At 64.6% G+C, this 18,159-nt stretch carries 12 protein-coding genes and 1 pseudogene; 5 read left to right on the top strand and 8 right to left on the bottom strand.

Annotated elements, in window-relative coordinates:
• Positions 1-35 precede the first annotated feature (35 nt).
• Complete coding sequence (locus KI243_RS03290; protein ID WP_212810445.1) at positions 36-1,706, bottom strand: ShlB/FhaC/HecB family hemolysin secretion/activation protein; 1,671 nt, start codon at positions 1,704-1,706, stop codon at positions 36-38.
• A gap of 198 nt (positions 1,707-1,904) precedes the next feature.
• Positions 1,905-3,365: a collagen-like triple helix repeat-containing protein gene (locus KI243_RS03285; protein ID WP_348529731.1), complete on the bottom strand. Its 1,461-nt coding sequence runs from the start codon at positions 3,363-3,365 to the stop codon at positions 1,905-1,907.
• A gap of 511 nt (positions 3,366-3,876) precedes the next feature.
• On the opposite strand from KI243_RS03285, the gene KI243_RS03280 reads away from it, so the two are divergent.
• The gene (locus tag KI243_RS03280; protein ID WP_017125618.1) at positions 3,877-4,170 is read left to right on the top strand and encodes a hypothetical protein; all 294 of its coding nucleotides are present in this window, start codon (positions 3,877-3,879) and stop codon (positions 4,168-4,170) included.
• A gap of 57 nt (positions 4,171-4,227) precedes the next feature.
• Positions 4,228-5,577 (top strand): MATE family efflux transporter, encoded by a 1,350-nt coding sequence (locus KI243_RS03275; RefSeq protein WP_178989687.1) that lies wholly within the window; start codon positions 4,228-4,230, stop codon positions 5,575-5,577.
• Positions 5,578-5,596: 19 nt separating this feature from the next.
• On the opposite strand, the gene KI243_RS03270 is transcribed toward KI243_RS03275, so the two are convergent.
• The 6 genes and pseudogenes from KI243_RS03270 to KI243_RS03245 form a co-directional block, all read right to left on the bottom strand.
• The gene (locus tag KI243_RS03270; protein ID WP_177108972.1) at positions 5,597-6,394 is read right to left on the bottom strand and encodes a DUF4123 domain-containing protein; all 798 of its coding nucleotides are present in this window, start codon (positions 6,392-6,394) and stop codon (positions 5,597-5,599) included.
• A complete protein-coding gene (locus tag KI243_RS03265) occupies positions 6,391-7,725 on the bottom strand; it encodes a contractile injection system protein, VgrG/Pvc8 family (protein ID WP_212810443.1) in 1,335 nt (444 codons plus the stop codon). Before KI243_RS03265 ends, KI243_RS03270 begins: the two co-directional genes overlap by 4 nt.
• 270 nt (positions 7,726-7,995) lie before the next feature.
• A pseudogene (gene speA, locus KI243_RS03260) lies at positions 7,996-9,908 on the bottom strand (arginine decarboxylase).
• A gap of 227 nt (positions 9,909-10,135) precedes the next feature.
• Complete coding sequence (locus KI243_RS03255; RefSeq protein WP_017125623.1) at positions 10,136-10,507, bottom strand: translation initiation factor Sui1; 372 nt, start codon at positions 10,505-10,507, stop codon at positions 10,136-10,138.
• A 175-nt stretch (positions 10,508-10,682) separates the two neighbouring features.
• Positions 10,683-11,240: an NUDIX hydrolase gene (locus KI243_RS03250; protein ID WP_017125624.1), complete on the bottom strand. Its 558-nt coding sequence runs from the start codon at positions 11,238-11,240 to the stop codon at positions 10,683-10,685.
• A 3-nt stretch (positions 11,241-11,243) separates the two neighbouring features.
• The gene (locus tag KI243_RS03245; RefSeq protein WP_017125625.1) at positions 11,244-12,311 is read right to left on the bottom strand and encodes a DUF2333 family protein; all 1,068 of its coding nucleotides are present in this window, start codon (positions 12,309-12,311) and stop codon (positions 11,244-11,246) included.
• A 332-nt stretch (positions 12,312-12,643) separates the two neighbouring features.
• Between KI243_RS03245 and KI243_RS03240 the strand changes: the two genes are divergently transcribed.
• The 3 genes from KI243_RS03240 (at position 12,644) to KI243_RS03230 (ending at position 18,150) form a co-directional block, all read left to right on the top strand.
• Positions 12,644-14,305: a PleD family two-component system response regulator gene (locus KI243_RS03240; RefSeq protein WP_017125626.1), complete on the top strand. Its 1,662-nt coding sequence runs from the start codon at positions 12,644-12,646 to the stop codon at positions 14,303-14,305.
• A 55-nt stretch (positions 14,306-14,360) separates the two neighbouring features.
• Positions 14,361-16,322: a methyl-accepting chemotaxis protein gene (locus KI243_RS03235; protein WP_103033004.1), complete on the top strand. Its 1,962-nt coding sequence runs from the start codon at positions 14,361-14,363 to the stop codon at positions 16,320-16,322.
• Positions 16,323-16,383: 61 nt separating this feature from the next.
• The gene (locus KI243_RS03230; protein ID WP_212811166.1) at positions 16,384-18,150 is read left to right on the top strand and encodes a protein-disulfide reductase DsbD; all 1,767 of its coding nucleotides are present in this window, start codon (positions 16,384-16,386) and stop codon (positions 18,148-18,150) included.
• Positions 18,151-18,159: the final 9 nt, after the last annotated feature.

The following is an 18,159-nucleotide window of genomic DNA, read 5'->3' as shown; positions in this document are numbered from 1 at the left end:
AGCACGCGCCTCCTCCGACTGGCGCCTGCCCCACCCTACAACTGATAGCTGAAGCTGAGGGTATAGCGTGGCCGCCGGTTGAAGGTGTCCAGCGCCATATCGGACATCGGCTTGGCCGCCTCCAGGGCGATGTTGTAATAACGCCCGTCGCCGAAACGAAAGCCCAGCGCCGCCGAGGACATGTCCGAGGCCTTGATCGGCGCGTCGTTGAACCAGGCCCGCGCGCGGTCCAGTACCACGTACGGCTGCAGTACCTTGACCCAGGCCCCGTCGCGACTGAAGCTGTAGTTCAGTTCGTAGGCCACGCCCCAGCCCTTGTCGCCATTACCCTGGTCATCGGGGTAACCGCGGCCGAAGTTCTGTCCGCCGAATACCGCCCGCTCGCTGTCCGGCAGATTGTCCCCGCTCCAGTACAGCGCCGCCGAGATCACCCCCTGCCAGTGCTCGAAAAACTTGTCGCTCTGCACCCCGGACAGCCGTAGCCGGAAGAAGTCCAGGTCGAACAGGGCGTTGTTGGTGTTGGCGCCCATGCCATTGATGCCCTGGTAGACGCCGGCACTGAGAATACGCAGGCGCTCGGCATCCGACTTGCGCCAGTCCCCCTCGAACGCCAGTGCTCGCAGGTCGGTTTTTTCCTCCACCTTCAGCGGTTGCCCGACTACCTGGTAACGGGTCTTGTCGTTCACCCCGTACAACCGCCCGCCGAGACTCAGCCATTCGTTGCTGGCGGCGATCAGCGGATGGCTGACGCCGATGGAAAACCGATCGTTCTGCCGATGGGGTTCCAGCTCCAGGTTGTTGTCCAGGATCAGGTTGCTGCCGGGATCGCTGCGATAGTGCGACCCGTACAGGCTCAGTTGGGTGCCTTCGGCATTGAGGAACTGGCTGTAGTCGACGCGGTAGTAGTGCTCCTTGTCCTTGCCCGGCGGAAACAGCCCGCTCACGCTCAGTTGTTCGCCCATCGACGTCCAGGCGTTACTGCTGGCGCCGAGCAGCGCCTGCAGGCTGTCACGACTGCTGTCCACGGTATTCAGGGAGGTGGTGAACGGTTTTCGGCTGGCGATGGCGATCAGGCTGGTCGCACCGTCGGTGGTCCCCGGCGGCGGGACCTGGGCTTGCAGGGCCACGCCGGGAATCCGGCTCATCAGAGTGGTGTAGCGTTCGAAGGTCTTGCGGGTCAGCGGACGCTCGGCCTTGAGCTTGGCCACCAGCTTGTCGAGGAGCCCGGACACCGCGCCGATATCCCCCTGCAACTGGTAGTCGCGGATATAGCCCTCGACCAGCACCACGCGGGCCAGGCCCTGGCTGAAATCCTGCGGAGGCAGGAACGCGTAGGACAGCAGGTAGCCATCTTCCTGATAGCGGCGGGTGATGCCGCGGGTCGCCTCGATCAGGTCGGCCAGGGTCGTCTCATGCCCCATCAACGGCTGATAGAGCGCACCGAGTTCCTGCAGCGGGTAAATCGTCCCGCCTTCGATCTGCAATTTGCGGATGGTCACCCGGGTCCCCATCAGCAACGCCTGCCCCTGGCTCGCGCCGGGTTGGGGCAACTGCGGGCTGATGGCCTGCGGACGGTAGGCATCGGCGGGCAGGTTCGGGGTCGGCAGGGTGCGGACGGTGTCGTTGCTGTTGAGAAAACTGGGAAGGGTATCGGCGTAGACGGATGAACAGAGGGCGCACAACGAAAACAGGGCAAAAACGCGCATGGGACACTCCATTGCCAGACCGCAGCGGCGTTGCGATAAAGAGAAACAAGGCTCGCGGTGCATCATCTGCCGTGACGCGACCGATCCAGGCGCCTTGCTACTGCACTCGAAAAAAGACGAGAGAATCAATTGAATCCCTCGTCTCAACCAAGCGTAGGCGCTGTAGGAATGGCCGTCGAACCGGCCAGGTGCAATTCGCTATTTTCGACTGGTCAGGCCCAGGCCATTGAGCAGCCCGCCGAGACCGCCCGTGCTGCCACCGGTAGCGGTGCCCGTGCCGCCGGCACCCACACCGCCGTTGACCAGACCGCCGACCGAACCGATGGTGGCGCCCACGGCGTTGACGGTTTGCCCCAGGGAGCTGACCACGGGATTGCCGCTGCTGCTGTCGAGCTTGGTGCCGATGCCGCTCACACCGCTGCCGATCTGCCCCAGCAGGCCGCCCACGGGACTACCCAGGCCGGTGGTGTTGCCGATGTTCTGGGTCAGGCTGGCGACTCCGGAGGTCACCGGATTGAGCGCATTGCCCAGGTTGCCGCCGAGGCTGGCCAGCGGTGCGCCGGCGCCCGTGTTGGCCATTCCGGTGCCGCCGAACGCGGTGCCCAGCGAGGCGATGTTGTTGCCCAGGGACAGACCGGTCAGCCCCAGCGAATCGAGCAGGCCATTGCTGCTGCCGGCTGCCACACCGCTACCGGCCCCGCCGACGATACCGCCCACGGTTTCCAGCAAGCCGGCACCGCCCAGGCCTGGCAGGCCGCCGGAACCCGAGCCGGAACCACTGCCCGAGCCGTTGGGATTCACATAGCCACCTGCCGTGCCCACCAGGGTCCCGGCATTGCCGAGCAGCCCGCCGACGGTGTTGGTCAGGGGATTGTTGTTGCCGGCATCGGTCACCTGGTCGCCGGTATTGTCCAGCGCCGTGCCGACGCGGTTGAGCAGGCCACCGACCGGATTACCCAGGCCGGTCGCACTGCCCACCTTGGCCGTGGTGCTTTCCACCAGCGAGATCACCGGGACCAGCCTGTCACCGACACCCTGGGTCACGCCGCCCAACGGGCCGGTGGTGGAGGCGGTACTGAGGGTGTCACCGAGCATGGTGACGCGCTGGCCGACGCCATCCACCAGGGTGCCGACCTGGCCCACGACCGGGCTGACAATCGGAATGTTCTGGACGGGCGCCGTGGCGGCAAAGGCCGTTACCCCTTTGCCGAGGCGGGACACGCCGGTGCCCAGGTCGCCGGTGGCATCGCCGACGCCGGCGACGGTGGTGCCCAGGGCATTGCCGTCGGTGCCCAACTGGCCCAGGCCGTTGGTCAGGCCGGCGCTCAGGCTGCTGACCGCATTACCGGTCGAGTCCACCAGGCCACCGACGCCACCGGTCAGGGCCGTACTGCCCAGCAGCGGTACTGCCGCCAGATTGGTGCCGAGGGTGCTGACCAGATCGCCGACGCCATCGGTGGTGGAGCCCACACTGCTGACCACCCGGCTGGTCACCAGAGGGGCAACCGTGCCGCCACCGGTTCCACCACCTGTACCGCCACCAGTGCCGCCACCGGAGCCGCCGCTGGCTCCCGAGCTGCCGTCCGAGGCGCTCGTCTCACTGTGACTGCCACCGCCACCACTGCTGCAACCCGCGAGGCTGACTGCCACAACCAACATCAATGCCGTACCTGTTTTCCACCATATTTGAGTGTTCATGAGCGTGAGTCCTTGCACCTGTGTACTGCCTGTTATTTTTTGAAAGCCCCCCGATCCTCGTGAAAGGGAGATACTTTCTTCCGTACAGACATGACAGTCCCGAAACCCACTTCCAACAACGCTAAATTTGGTATTAACAACTAATATAAACCTCGTAGAATCGACAAAAAAGTTAATACCAAGTAAATAACCTTTCCTTGGCGCCAATATAAAAATCCATATCTATCAAATACAAATAGAATCGCACCGGTACAACAAAACAAACCTATGACTTAAGTTGTATATATACAATTTCCAGTATCGACAGCCGGAAAACTCACTTGATCCGGGCCTCGCGCCCAAGTAAGCCGTCGCCACGCCGGCACACCATCCTGAATTTCCCCTTGCAAACCTCTATGCTTCAGGGAACTCGACGGCTCGCAGCATGGCCAAAGGCTGGAATCCGTCACCACACGCTCATCGGGATGCACACATGCAGGTAGAAAGTTTTTTCGGGTGGCTGGGCCAGGTACTGGGATCGGCGATCCGTTTTATCGTCGACGGACTGAGCGGGCTGTTCAATCTGCTGACCCACGCCGGCAGCAACTTCGTCGATGGCATGGCCCGGGCCCTGGGCATGGACACCTCGCTGATCAGCATCCTGATACTGATCATCGGCCTGATGTTCCTCTATTCGGCGGTCCGCGCCTTCATGCGCGCCTCGATCATTTTCGGCATCATCTGGCTGGTGCTCGGCCTGTGGCTGTTGAGCTGGATCATTCACTGACAGCCACCGCGACCGCCAGGGCCGGCGCTACAATGCGCGCTCTTTCGAGGAGCCCGCATGTCCACCCTGATCGCTGACTGGCGCGACCGCCCGACCCACCGCAAGGTCTGGGCGCTCGCCGCGCCGATGATCCTGTCGAATATCTCCGTTCCGCTCGTGGCCCTGGTCGACAGCACCGTGATCGGCCACCTGCCCCACGCCCATCAGTTGGGTGCCGTGGCGGTAGGCGCGAGCCTGTACATTTTCCTGGCCTGGGCCATGGGCTTCCTGCGCATGGGCTCCACCGGATTCGCCGCGCAGGCCGCCGGTCGCGGCGATGGCACGGCACTGCGGCAGATCCTCTTGCAGGGGTTGCTGCTGAGCCTGGGGCTGGCGGCATTGCTCGGGGCGATCGCCCTGCCCTTCAGCGACCTGGCGCTGAAGATCATGCAACCGTCCACCGAACTGCACCAGTTGACCCTGGACTTCTTCCACACACGGCTGTTCGGGCTGCCGGCCGCCCTGGCCAGCTATGCTCTGGTCGGCTGGTTCCTCGGTACCCAGAACGCCCGTGCGCCATTGGCGATCCTGTTGACCACCAACCTGATGAATATCGCGCTGAACCTGTGGTTCGTGCTCGGCCTCGACTGGGGCGTGGTCGGCGCGGCCCGGGCCTCGGTCATCGCCGAATGGAGCGGCGCCCTGCTCGGCCTGGCGCTGACCGGCAACGCCCTGCGCACCTACCCCGGCAAGGTCGCCTGGGCCGCGCTGGCGCTGTGGCAGAACTGGCGACCGCTGCTGACGGTGAATCGCGATATTTTCATCCGCAGCATGGCCCTGCAATCGGTGTTTTTCCTGATCACGGTGCAAGGTGCGCGCCTCGGCGACGCCACCGTCGCGGCCAACGCCCTGCTGCTCAACGGCCTGCTGCTGACGGCGCATGCCCTCGATGGCCTGGCCCACGCGGTGGAAGCCCTGTGCGGCCATGCCATCGGCGCCCGCGAACGGCAGACCCTGCGCCGCTCGCTGGTGGTTGCCGCCGGCTGGTCGCTGCTCGCCAGCCTGGCCTTCGCCCTGCTGTTCCTGCTCGGCGGCCACCTGTTCATCGCCCTGCAGACCGATATCCCCAGCGTGCGCGAAACCGCTTTCGGCTACCTGCCCTACCTGGCTGTGCTGCCCTTGATCGCGGTGTGGAGCTACCTGCTCGACGGCCTGTTCATCGGTGCCACCCGTGCCCGGGAAATGCGCGACGCCATGCTGCTCAGCGTGCTGTTCAGCCTGCCCGTTGCCTGGGTCCTGAGCGGCTACGGCAATCACGGCCTGTGGATAAGTTTCCTGCTGTTCATGCTGCTGCGCAGCCTGACCCTGGCCGCCAGTGCCCTGAAGCTGCGCCGGCAGGATCGCTGGTTCGACAGCCCGGCTCACTGACAGCGGATATCGCTCCCCCTCAGCCATGTGTCCGGCTCCAGGCCCGACGCAGGTTTTCCAGGCGCTCGCCCGGCGTGTCGCCCTCCAGGCCCGGCGGAAACGACGCCGCCGGATACTGCGCGCGCAACCCCAGCCAGTCATCGAGCGCCCCACTGTCGCGAAACCCCTGGGCAACCCCTTCCTGCAGATGGTGCCAGGTCTTGCCGTAGTCATGGCCGCTGGCACAGCTCCACTGATAGGCATGCCGCTCCAGCAGGCAGGTCTGCAATCGCTGCTGCTGCCGGGCACCGAGAAACTCCCGCGGGCCCAGGGTGGGGCCCGGCAGGCGCGGATTGATCAGTTGCTGCCAGCCAAGACTGCCAACGGCCTTGTCGGCCCAGGTGCCGCCATGCCAGTAGAGCAGGATGATCGGTCCGAGCCAGCGGCTCAGCTCGCGGGCATCGGCGCCATCGAAGAAGTAACTGGCAGTCTGCGGATTGTAGTAACTGAGCACACCCTGGCGATCCGCGTCGAAACGCACCACCAGCATCTGCCGCAAATGCGCCAGCAGGATCGCCACGGGGGCCCGGCTGAGCAGGAAAAGCCCGGCCCATTGGCGGGGTCGGGTCTGGCTCAGTTTTGCCAGGGGGCAGTCCGCGGTCAGCCTCACCAGGCGCGGCCCCCAGTCACGTACGCCATGGAACGGCGTGCCGTCGAACAGCAAGTGGCTCTCGTAGCTGGCGTAGCGTTCCTGCAACGCCGCGACCAGCCCCGGAGCACCGGGAATGTCCAGGAGCAGCCACAGCGTACCGGGTATTGCGCAATCGACGTCCCTCATGAGACACCGCCCTGGCCACCCGCCACGGTGCCGGGGCAATCGCAGGAAGCGGGCCCCTCACCCGCGAGCGCGGGCGGGCACAACAGCACCAGTGGATGCCCCTCCCGCAACAGCTCGAAGGCCGACCCGCCAGGGTGCCGCTGTCCGCTGCCTCGCGCCGGGGTCGCGCACCTGGCGTCACACCGCCCGACGATGCGCGGTCGATCCGGATCGCCTTCGAGGAAACGCACCCAGACCGCGGTTCCCGGCTCGAGTCCCGCCGCAAAGGCCTGGGGTTCGCCTGCCGTCGGCTGCGCCAGCGGTAACCAGCATTCGCCGTGGCGGGCCCCCTCGCCCTGGTAGAACGCCAGCAACTGCACCGCCAGCCGTCCCCGGGCGTCGCATCTGGCCCCGTGTTTGTCCGCCACCACCCAGGCGCGAAACAGGCCGGACAGCTTCGGTCTCGGGTAACGGGTCGGGGTCCGCACGGCCACCTCCCAGGACGTGGCGCGAAAGATATTGCTGTAAATCATCGAGCGCGGGTCCATGGGGTTGCTGTCCCCACGATGCTCAAGGGCCGTGAGCAGCCACAGGCGGTTCCACGGCGCACACGGATGGCCGGACAACGGCATGAAGCTGGCGCAGTGCAGACCCGGCAGATCGCTTTCGCCCTGCGCCGACTCCTGGCTGCGGCCGGCACGTCGACGACCCTGACCCGACAGGCTGACGCAGAAATCCCGCACGCCCGCCCCTTCGTCCGGACAGAAACGCGCCTCGCGCGCGCGACGCAAGGCCCCCAGGCTGTCGGCGAACACCAGCCGATGATTGTTCCTGGTGTGGCAGAAGTGGAAGTGGATACCCTCTTCGGCACACAGTCGCTGGATGAACTGCAGGTCGGATTCGTCGAACTGCACGCAATACGGACGCAAGGTGCCGCGCCCCTTGAGGACAAAGCGAAAGGCGTCCTCGCCCAGGCCATGCTCGCCGAGCACCTGGGCAATGATGCCGGGCACCGAGCGCTGCTGGAACAGTCGCCGCCGCCAGCGCTGTGCCAGGCATCCCAGGCGCGGCCCAAGATGCAGGCGGAAGTGGCCCCGCGCCAACCCCGCGCACCGCAGGTTGACGCCCTGGATCTGCGCGTGGATGCCCTGGCCATCCTTCCCGAGGGCCAGGAAGCAACCGCGGTACATCAGTCCGCCCAGGTCCGGGCCGGCTTCCTCGTCCAGCACATCCAGCTCGAAAGCGAACAGTTCGCTGACCGCCTCATGACCACTGAACGAGGTGACGGTCAGAGAACGGGACAAGCCGGCAACATCCAGACGAAAGAACGACTCGGTGACTGGATCGGACATTGGCTTTCCTCTATGGAGCTACTGGGTAGAACCCGACTGGGGATTCGACTTGGGATTCTCGCCGACAGACAAGACCGAGTAGAGGGCCGAAGAGGTGTTAGAGAAACGACCTACGCAAAACGCGGAACCGAGGAAGCCATCACTTTGCCGTCAGCCAACAAAAAACCCACCGCTAAGGGTGGGTTTTTCGACAATCAGACGCTGCCTACACAATCAAAGGATAAAGCCCTTTACTGAAAGGGCTTCTTCCCAGGAACTTTCGGCCCTGCCTCAAGAGGACAGGTAGGAAGAACGAGTCAGGCCGAGACGCAGGGCGTCGAGGTACTGGGTCCGCTCTTTCGCGCTGATATTGGCGCTGGCGACCTTGTCGCGGTAGTGCGTCATCAGCTCTTCCGGCGACAGGTGCACATAACGCAGCATGTCCTCGATGGTGTCGTGGGTTTCGATACCCGCGTGGTACACGCTGCCATCCGCGTTCTGGTAGATGTTCACCGAGTCGGTATCGCCGAACAGGTTGTGCATGTCACCGAGGATTTCCTGGTAGGCACCCACCAGGAAGATCCCCAGCAGGTAGTCCTCGCCTTCGTTCAGCGCGTGCACCGGCAGGCTGGTCTCGATGCTCTGCTCGTCGACGTACTGCTTGATCTTGCCGTCGGAGTCGCAGGTCAGGTCCTGCAGCACGGCGCGGCGCAGCGGTTCCTCGTTCAGGCGGTGCAACGGCAGGATCGGCAGCACCTGGCCGATGGCCCAGGTGTCGGGCAGGCTCTGGAATACCGAGAAGTTGCAGATGTACTTGTCGGCCAGCTTGTCGTTGAGTTCGTCGAGTACCTGGCGATGCGAACGCTGGCGCGCCTTCAACGAGTTGTGCAGGCGCCGGCAGACGGCGAAGTAGCACTGCTCGGCCAGGGCTTTCTCGGCCAGGGTCAGCTTGCCGTCGGCGTACTGGGTGGCGACGTCGCTCATGTAGTGCGTGGCGCGCCAGTAGGTCTCGGTGACCATCTCGATATCGGTCGGGCCCAGCAGTTCCACCAGCCACTGCACGGTTTCCGGCAGGTTCTCGGGGTTCTCGATATGCGGCACGTCGTCGTTGTGTTTCTCGACGTCGGTGACCTGTACCACCAGCATGGCGTGGTGGGCGGTCAGCGAGCGGCCGCTTTCCGAGAAGATGTTCGGATGCGGCAGGTTCTGCGCGTCGCAGAACTCCTTGAGCATGCCGACCACGACACCGGCATAGTCATCCATGTCGTAGTTGATCGAGCTGGCATTGCGCGAGTGGGTACCGTCGTAATCGACACCCAGGCCGCCGCCGACGTCGATATGGTCCACCGGCAGGCCGAGGTTGCGCAGCTCGCCGTAGTAACGGATCGCTTCCTTGAAACCGTACTGGTAGTCCGCCAGGTTGGCGATCTGCGAGCCCATGTGGAAGTGCAGCAGGCGAATGCCCTGGTCCAGGCCGGCGGCGCGGAAACGCTCGACCACCGACAGCAGTTGCGCCGCCGACAGGCCGAACTTGGATTTCTCGCCACCGGTATCGGCCCACTTGCTCGAAGCCAGCGATGACAGGCGCACCCGCAGGCCGACCTGGGGCTTGACCTTGAGGGACGCCGCCTCTTCGATCACCAGTTCCACTTCGGATTCTTTCTCGATCACGATGAAGACGTTGTGGCCGAGCTTCTGGCCCATCAGGGCCAGGCGGATGAACTCGCGGTCCTTGTAGCCGTTGCAGACGATGGTGCCGCCTTTCGGCGCCAGCGCCAGCACCGCCAGCAGTTCCGGCTTGGAACCGGCTTCCAGGCCGATGGAGACGTTCTGGGTGGCGATGATGTTCTCGATCACCGCTTCCTGCTGGTTGACCTTGATCGGGTACAGCGCGGTGTACTTGCTCTGGTATTCCAGACGCTCGATGTTCGCGTCGAACGCGCCGGTCAACTGGCGCACGCGGTCCTGCAGGATATCCGGGAAACGTACCAGCAGCGGCAAGGACAGACCGCTCTTGCGCAGTTCGTCGACCTGCTCGAAGAGGTCGATGGGCGAACTGCTCGGGCCGTTCGGACGAACCTCGACGCGACCGGCGTCATTGATCGCGAAATACCCGGCCCCCAATGGCGAATCCCATAAACACTGCGGCTGTCCGCAACTGTCCACTGGCTGCCATCGTCTTTGCGTGTGCGTCGTACGGACATCGAAGTCCCCTATAAAGAAGTCAAATAGCGCCACCTGGATCCAGGCTGCGCGCAGTCTAAAGAATGAAAATGACGATTCGCCTGCATGCAAGGGACTAAGACCTTGAATCCAGCTTCGAGTTTAGAGGCTGTTCGGGAACAGGCTCTGTGAAAACCATGGGGACGACCGCCTGGCCAGGTTCAGCCGGGCCGGCAGGTCAACTTCACGGTGGTTTTCACAGAGGCTGCTAGCCGCCGGACTTCTTCGCCTTGAAACCGTGTTTCACCAGTTCCGCCAACAGCAACTCGACGTGATCGCCCTGGATCTCGATGACACCGTCCTTCAAGGCGCCACCGGTACCACAGCGTTTCTTCAACGTGGTTGCCAGTTCCCTGAGGGCGTCTTCGGCCAGCGGCACGCCGGTGATGGTGGTCACCGTCTTGCCGCCACGGCCCTTGCTTTCGCGACGCACGCGGGCAATGCCGTCACCGGCGGGGATCTGGGTTTGTTTGCAGATACAGGCGGCCACCGGCTGGCTACAGTCCGGGCAATGTCGACCTGCGTCGGTGGAGAACACCAGGCCGCCGAGGGCGGCGAAGGATGCGGCTTTTTTGGCCACCGGCAATCCTCTTGGGAGGACAAAGACTGGTCGTGACACCTGGGCAGGCGTTTGCGACCGCGAAGCCCCACTCAGGCAGGGGCAGCGCAACTCGAGCGGCCAGGCCGCTCAAGCTTGAAAAGTCGCGCAGTGTAACGGCAAAAAGCCGATGACCCAAGAGCCAATCGGCGCCATTTCATGAAGGTTTTGCGACCTCCAGGCCCCGGCCCTGCAAATAGCGCTTCAGCGCCGCCAGGGAGTCCGGGCAATAAGGCTTTTGCGCCGTTTCGCGCAGGGCAGCCTCGACCGGGATGAAACGCGCTTCCAGCACCTCTTCCGGTTGCAACCGCAACGGCCCGTCCCAGACGGCACTGAACACCGCACACCAGAGCCGGTTGCCGGGCTGATCGAAGAAAAAATGTTCATGGGCGGTCAGCGGCACGCCACCGACGCCCAACTCTTCCTCCAGCTCGCGGGCCGCCGATTCGGCGTAGCTTTCATCGGCCTGGACCATGCCGCCCGCCGCCACATCCCAGTAGCCGGGATAGATGGCCTTGCTCAAGGTCCGGCGATGCACGCACAACTCGCCGGCCGAATTGAACAGCAGGATATAGGTCCCGCGGCCGATCAGGCCGCGCTCGCGCAACTCGGCCCGGCCGAGAGCGCCCAGCAGGCGGTCCTCGCCATCGACCCAGGCGATCTGTTCGGCATCGGAGGCGGCGCGATGCGCAGCCTCCCTCGCAGAGACATTCATCGATCAACCCTGGTTGAGCAGTTGGCGCAGGTCGATCACCGCGGCGTTGGCCCGCGAGATGTAGTTGGCCATGACCAGCGAGTGGTTGGCGAGAATGCCGAAGCCGCTGCCGTTGAGGATCATCGGGCTCCAGACCGGCTCCTGCGAAGCCTCCAGTTCACGGATGATCTGCCGCACGCTGACCGTGGCGTTCTTCTTCGCCAGCACATCGGCGAAGTCGACCTCGATGGCCCGCAGCAGGTGCGACAGCGCCCAGGCCTGGCCGCGGGCCTCGTAGAACACGTTGTCGATCTGCAACCACGGGGTCTCGACCACTTCCTCATCGACCTGCGGCGCCTGGCCGGGGATCACGCTTTCGGTTTTCAGCGCGGTGTTGAGCTTGACCCGCCCGACGCTGGCCGACAGGCGCTGGGACAACGAGCCCAGGCGCGTGGCGACATCGCCGAGCCAGTTGTTCAGGTTGTCGGCACGGGCGTAGAACAGCGCGTTGTTCTGGTTCGGGTCGGACAGGCGGGCCTGGTAGCGGCTCAGGGAGTTGATCCCTTCCTGGTACTCCGACTCACTGGACGGCAGCATCCAGCTCTTGTTGTCGAAGTTGAAGCGCGGTTCGGCCTTCGCCAGATCGGCGTCTTCGGCCGATTGCGACTGCGAACGGGCGAAGTCCTTGCGCAGGGCGCGGGTCAAGTCGCGGACCTGGACCAGCACGCCGTATTCCCAGCTGGGGATATTGTCCAGCCACAGGCCCGGTGGGAAGCGGTCGTTGGAGAGATAACCGCCCGGCTTGGTCAGCAGGGTGCCGGCCACGCTCTTGAGGGTTTCGACCGTGGTGAAGCCCACGACCATCTTGCGCCCTTCCTTCTCGGCGGCGATCTGGGCGTTCTGCTGCACGGGAAACAGCGCAGGCTCCTGGCTCCAGTACCAGCCGAGCAGGATCGTCACCACCAGGTACAACCCGATCAGGGTCGCCAGGGCACGACTGAACAGCAGGCCGCCGAAATAGCCGCGGGTCGCCGACTTGGGTTCGGCAGCACGATCCGGCGCGCTGCCTGCGCGTTTTTTCCAGTCCAGCATGGCTCTATCCTTTCAATCACTTGAGTTCATCGGTTCGACCACAACCCTACTCCATCGTGCCTTGCCTGCCCCGGCTTAAATCGACCCGGGCAAATAAAACCAGACACGGCAGCGTTGCCATCCGTCGGGCAACTATAAATCAAGCCGCCCCGGGACGCTTCACACAAGCGCCATCCAATTGGCGATGCCCGCCACACAAGGCCCGCAGGCCGACCGACCGGTCACCAAATGAATCGGATAAATTGACACGTGGCACGTGTATTGACAGAAAGAGGTGCTAGCATAGAGCCACCAGTTATTCCTCCGTCGTTCGTCTAACCAGTAGTCAGGATATGACCGAGCCAGAAGACCCCAGTCGCGAGCGCCTCAAGCATCACTTTGCCCAGCGGGTCATTCATCAGGCACGTCAGATTCTTGAGATATGGCAACGCCTGCAGCGCAGCGAATGGTCGAGCGGCGACATGTCCGAGCTCAGCGAAGCGAACCTGCGCCTGCTGCGTTTCGCCGAACGCTTCGAGCAACCGGAACATACCCAGCTGGCCCATGGCATCAGCCGCTCGCTGGAAGCGGTGAACGCCAACCGCGGCCGCCTGAGCAGCAGCCTGATCACCGAACTCAATCGCCTGATGCAACGCCTGTCGCGCACCGGCCTGCGCCATGGCGATCAACTCGACCAGACCTTCCTGCCACCGCTGCGCAAGCCGGTCTACGTGATGCTGCAGGACCACGAGCGCGCCGAGCGACTGGCCAAGCAGCTGGAATTCTTCGGCCTCAGCGCGCAGTCGCTGGACAGTGTCGCCGCGTTCCGCTCGTCCATGGCCGAGCGCCTGCCGGCGGCGATCGTCATGGACGTCGACTTCAGCGGCAGCGGCATGGGCCTGCACCTGGCGGCCGAAGCCCAGCTCGGCCTGGAACAGAAACTGCCGCTGCTGTTTTTCAGCCTGCATGAAACCGATACGCCGACCCGCCTGGCCGCCGTGCGCGCCGGCGGCCAGGAGTTCCTCACCGGCACCCTGGAGGCTTCCAGCCTGCTGGAGAAAATCGAAGTCCTGACCTGCGTTGCCCAGTACGACCCGTACAAGGTCCTGGTCATCGATGACTCGCGGGCCCAGGCGCTGCACACCGAGCGCCTGCTCAACAGCGCCGGGATCGTCACCCGGACCCTGATCGATCCGATCCAGGCCATGGCCGAACTGGCGGATTTCCAGCCCGACCTGATCATTCTCGACATGTATATGCCGGCCTGTACCGGTACCGAGCTGGCCAAGGTGATCCGCCATAACGACCGTTATGTCAGCGTGCCGATTATCTACCTGTCCGCCGAAGACGACCTGGACAAGCAGCTCGACGCCATGAGCGAAGGCGGCGACGACTTCCTGACCAAGCCGATCAAGCCGCGCCACCTGATCACCACCGTGCGCAACCGCGCGGCACGGGCGCGCAACCTCAAGGCGCGGATGGTCCGCGACAGCCTGACCGGCCTGTACAACCACACCCATATCCTGCAACTGCTCGAAGACTGCAGCTTCCGCGCCCGCCGCGAATGCAAGCCGCTGAGCTTCGCCATGCTCGATATCGACCACTTCAAGCGGGTCAACGACAGCCACGGCCACCCCATGGGCGACCGGGTGATCAAGAGCCTGGCGCTGTTTCTCAAGCAGCGCCTGCGCAAGACCGACTTTATCGGTCGTTATGGCGGTGAAGAATTCGCCATCGTCATGCCCGACACCGATCTGGAGTCGGCCTACAAGGTGCTGGACGAGATCCGCCAGCGCTTCGCGGAAATCCATTATCCGGCGCAACCCCAGGACCTGTGGTGCACCTTCAGCGCCGGGGTGGTCGAACTGCATGAAGACAGCGACAGCCTGATGATGGCGACCCAGGCCGACGAAGCGCTCTACCGTGCCAAGCATGCGGGACGCAATCGCGTGCAGGTCGCACGGCAAAGTGCCAGCTTTTCATCGGATTCGACGGATACCGTCATGACACTGTAACCAAACAGCAATAACTTCAGGCACTTACCACTCTTTGTCGTGGATAGAATCCTGAATGCGCCTGAAGCTGCTGACCAATCTCAATACCCTGTTGCTCGTTGCCGTGTGCCTGGCGCTCGGGGCTACGTTGTGGTGGTCGCAACAGGCGCTGGAGCGTCCCTATCAGTTGATGGAGCGCTACCTCGGCCTGTCGCAGCAGTTCCAGAACCAGGCGGCGCGCAATATCGAGGATTACCTGGGCAGCGGCGATGCCTTGCGCCTGAGCAGCGCGAGCCAGGCCATGGAGGCGATCGAGCAGGAACTCGCCGCCCTGCCGCCCTCGATGACCGAGACCCTGCGCCCCAGCCTCGCCGCCCTGAACGACTTCAGCAAGACCGACCTGCTGGCCGCCGGCAAACTGGCCGGCGACCCGCAAGCCCTGCTGTTGCAGGCCGAACGCGAGCTGGGGGGCAATCTCGAACAACTGAGCCAATACGCGACCGGCGCGAAAAGTCCCGAGGCCGCTGCCTACCTGCCACCGTTGCTGGCGGCCTCCTCGCACCTGGCCAAGCTGTCATTGGCCCGGGACAAACTGGTCAGCAGCGGTCGCAGTGAACTGGCCGCCGATGTCGAGCGCGAGCTGGCCAGTATCAGCAGCCAGGCCGGACAGCTGGAAGCCCTGCCCCTGCTGGGCGTGACCTCGAGCAGCGAATCCAACACCGACGACTTCAGTGCCATGATGGGTCTGGAAAGCAGCGAGAAAACCGCGGCAGTGGACACCGGCGTCGACCTCAAGCGCGAACTGCACAGCCTGCTGACCCGCTACCCGGCCGAACTGACCCGCACCCGCGAGCAGATCCAGCGCCGGGCCGACCTGGCAACCGCGACCCACCTGAAGATCAGCGCCGTGCAACAGGCCATCGCCGCGCTGGAGCCGGTGGTGCGGGCCCAGCACGGCAAGATCCAGGGTGAAGTACGCCTGATGCAGGGCGTGATGATCGGCCTGATCCTGCTTATCGCCCTGTTGATCGACACCCTGCAGCGCAAGCTGGCGCGGGTCCTGACCAACCTCGCCCCGGCCCTGTCGACCTGGGCCGAAGGCGACTTCAGCCGGGATATCCAGCTGGGCAAGACCAATCGCGAACTGCACGATATCGAAGCCTCGCTGAACCGCCTGCGCGCCTACCTGGTGGATCTGGTGGGGACCATCCGCCAGAACGCCGAACAGGTCGCCGGCAGCAGCCGCGCCCTGGCGCAACTGAGCAGCGGCCTGCATACCGGGGCCGAGCGCCAGGCCGGTGATACGGCACAGATTCGCGACTCCCTGGGCGAGCTGGAGGCAACCATCCAGCAGGTGGCCGGCGATGCCAGTCAGGCCGCGGACGCCAGCCGCAGCGCCGGCGCGGCGGTGGAACACGGGCAGAAGGTCATCGGCCTGAGCCTGGCCGGCCTCCATGCGCTGGTCGGCGAGGTACAGGGCAACGCGCAGATGATCGAACACCTGGCCGAAGAATCGGCGACTATCGGCGGCGTGCTGACGGTGATCCGCTCGATTGCCGACCAGACCAACCTGCTGGCGCTCAACGCCGCCATCGAGGCCGCGCGCGCCGGGGAAATGGGCCGCGGCTTCGCCGTGGTCGCCGAGGAAGTGCGCACCCTGGCCCAGCGTACCGCCGGCGCCACCGGGGAAATCCAGACACTGATCGCCGGGTTGCAGAGCGCGGCCCGCCAGTCGGTGGAAGGCATGCGTGCGCAGGTCGAGCACGCCGAGGCCACCGCCGACCAGGCCCAGGCCGCCGATGGCGCGCTGGATGAAATCGTCGGCGCGATCCAGACCATCTCCGATACCGCGGTGCGCATCGCCGACGTCACCTCCCAGCAGAGTGGCGCGGTCAGCGAAATCCGCGATCACAGCGAACGCATCCACCAACTGGGCGGCGACAACCTGCTGCGCATCGGCGAGGGCCGCAGCCAGGGCGAACGCCTGCTGGAACTGGGCACGGAACTGCATACGGCGGTGCAAGCCTTCCGCGTTTAATCCCCTCGCGGCGGCGGCGCACTTCGTTATCATGCGCACTCTTCCGATTCGCGAGATCGCCATGCGCCGCCTGTTCTGCCTGATGCTCCTGCTGTGTGCCTTCCCGGCCTTCGGCGCCAGCCTGCTCGACGGCCGCCCCAGCTCGACCCTGGGCGCCATCAACAACAGCAAGGACTTCCTGCCCGTGCATGAGGCCTTCCAGCTGAGCCTGGTCAGCAGCACGCCGCAAGCGATCACCCTGCGTTTCGTCCCCACCGAAGGGTATTACCTGTACCGCCACCGCTTCCAGTTCCGCGCCGAGCCGGCGGATATCCAGCTGGGCGCCGCACAATTGCCCGCCGGAGAGCAGAAACACGACGAGTACTTCGGCGATGTCGAGGTCTATCACGGCATTCTCGATGTCACCCTGCCCCGCTCCGCCGGCGACACTCGCGCCTTTACCCTCGCGGTGACCTACCAGGGCTGCGCCGACAAGGGCCTGTGCTACCCGCCGGAAACCGAACGCCTGCGTATCGACGGCAGCCCCGCGTCTTCCGGCGCCGCCCCCGCGGCAGCCGGAACCGCCTGGAGCTGGAGCGCACTGGCGCTGTTCTTCCTCGGCGGCCTGGCACTGACTTTCACACCCTGCGTCCTGCCGATGCTGCCGATCATTTCCGGTTTCGTGCTGCACGGACGCGTCAGCGGCGTGCGCGGCTTCAAGCTGTCGCTGGCCTACGTGCTGGCCATGGCCGCCTGCTTCGCCCTGCTGGGCGCGCTGATGGGCCTGTTCGGCGCCCAACTGAACCTGCAGGCACGCCTGCAATCGGCCTGGGTGCTGGTGCCCTTCGCCGGATTCTTCGTGGTGTTCGCCCTGGCGATGTTCGGTCTGTTCGAGTTGCAACTGCCCCAGGCCATCAGTGGCCGCCTGAACCGACTGGCCAGCGGCACCCAGGGCGGCTCGCTGTGGGGCGCGGCCGTGCTCGGGGTGGTGTCGAGCCTGCTGGTTTCACCCTGCGTTTCCGCCCCCCTGGCCGGCGCCCTGCTCTATATCAGCGCCAGCGGCGACGCCTTGGGCGGTGCCTTGAAACTCTTCGCCCTGGGCCTGGGCATGGGCACGCCGCTGTTGCTGGTCGCCACCGGCGGCGCGGCCTGGCTGCCGAAAAGCGGCCCGTGGCTGGTCACGGTGAAGAACGCCATTGGCGTGCTGTTGCTCGGGGTCGCGCTGTTCCTGCTCAGCCGCGTGCTGCCCGGACCGATCACCCTGCTCCTGGGCGGCTTGCTCGCCGCGGGTGTCGCGCTGTTTCTCGGCGCCCTGGAGTTCGTCGAGAAAACCGCCAGGCAACGCCTCGCGCAACTGCTCGGCCTGTTCCTGCTGGCCTACGCCCTGAGTTGCTGGTACGGCGCCTTCAGCGGCCAGAGCAACCCGTTCCAGCCCATCGGCGGGACACCGACGGCCGCCGGCAGCTCGCCCACCACCAACGGCCAGTGGCAGACCATCAGTACCCCGGCCGAACTCGACAGCGCCCTGGCCGCGGCGAAAAGCGCCGGTCAGCCATTGCTGCTGGACTGGTACGCCGACTGGTGCATCAGTTGCAAAGTCATCGAACATGAAGTGCTGAACGAGGCGAACGTCCTCGAAAAGCTGCAGGGCTACCAGCTGGTGCGGTTCGATATCACCGCCAGCAACGCCGAACAACGCGCCCTGCTCGACCGCTACCAGTTGTTCGGACCGCCGGCGCTGATGTTCTTCGCCAAGGATGGCAGCGAAAGGACCGATGTCCGGGTCATCGGCGAGATCAGTGCGCGGGACTTCGTCGAACGCGTGACGAAAGCGAATGACCGCTTTTAACAAATGAGT

The sequence above is a fragment of the Pseudomonas sp. Ost2 genome, from assembly GCF_018326065.1.
Taxonomy (GTDB): domain Bacteria; phylum Pseudomonadota; class Gammaproteobacteria; order Pseudomonadales; family Pseudomonadaceae; genus Aquipseudomonas; species Aquipseudomonas gingeri.
Note: the sequence above shows the minus strand (reverse complement) of the source record. Positions and strands in the feature narration are given on the sequence as shown.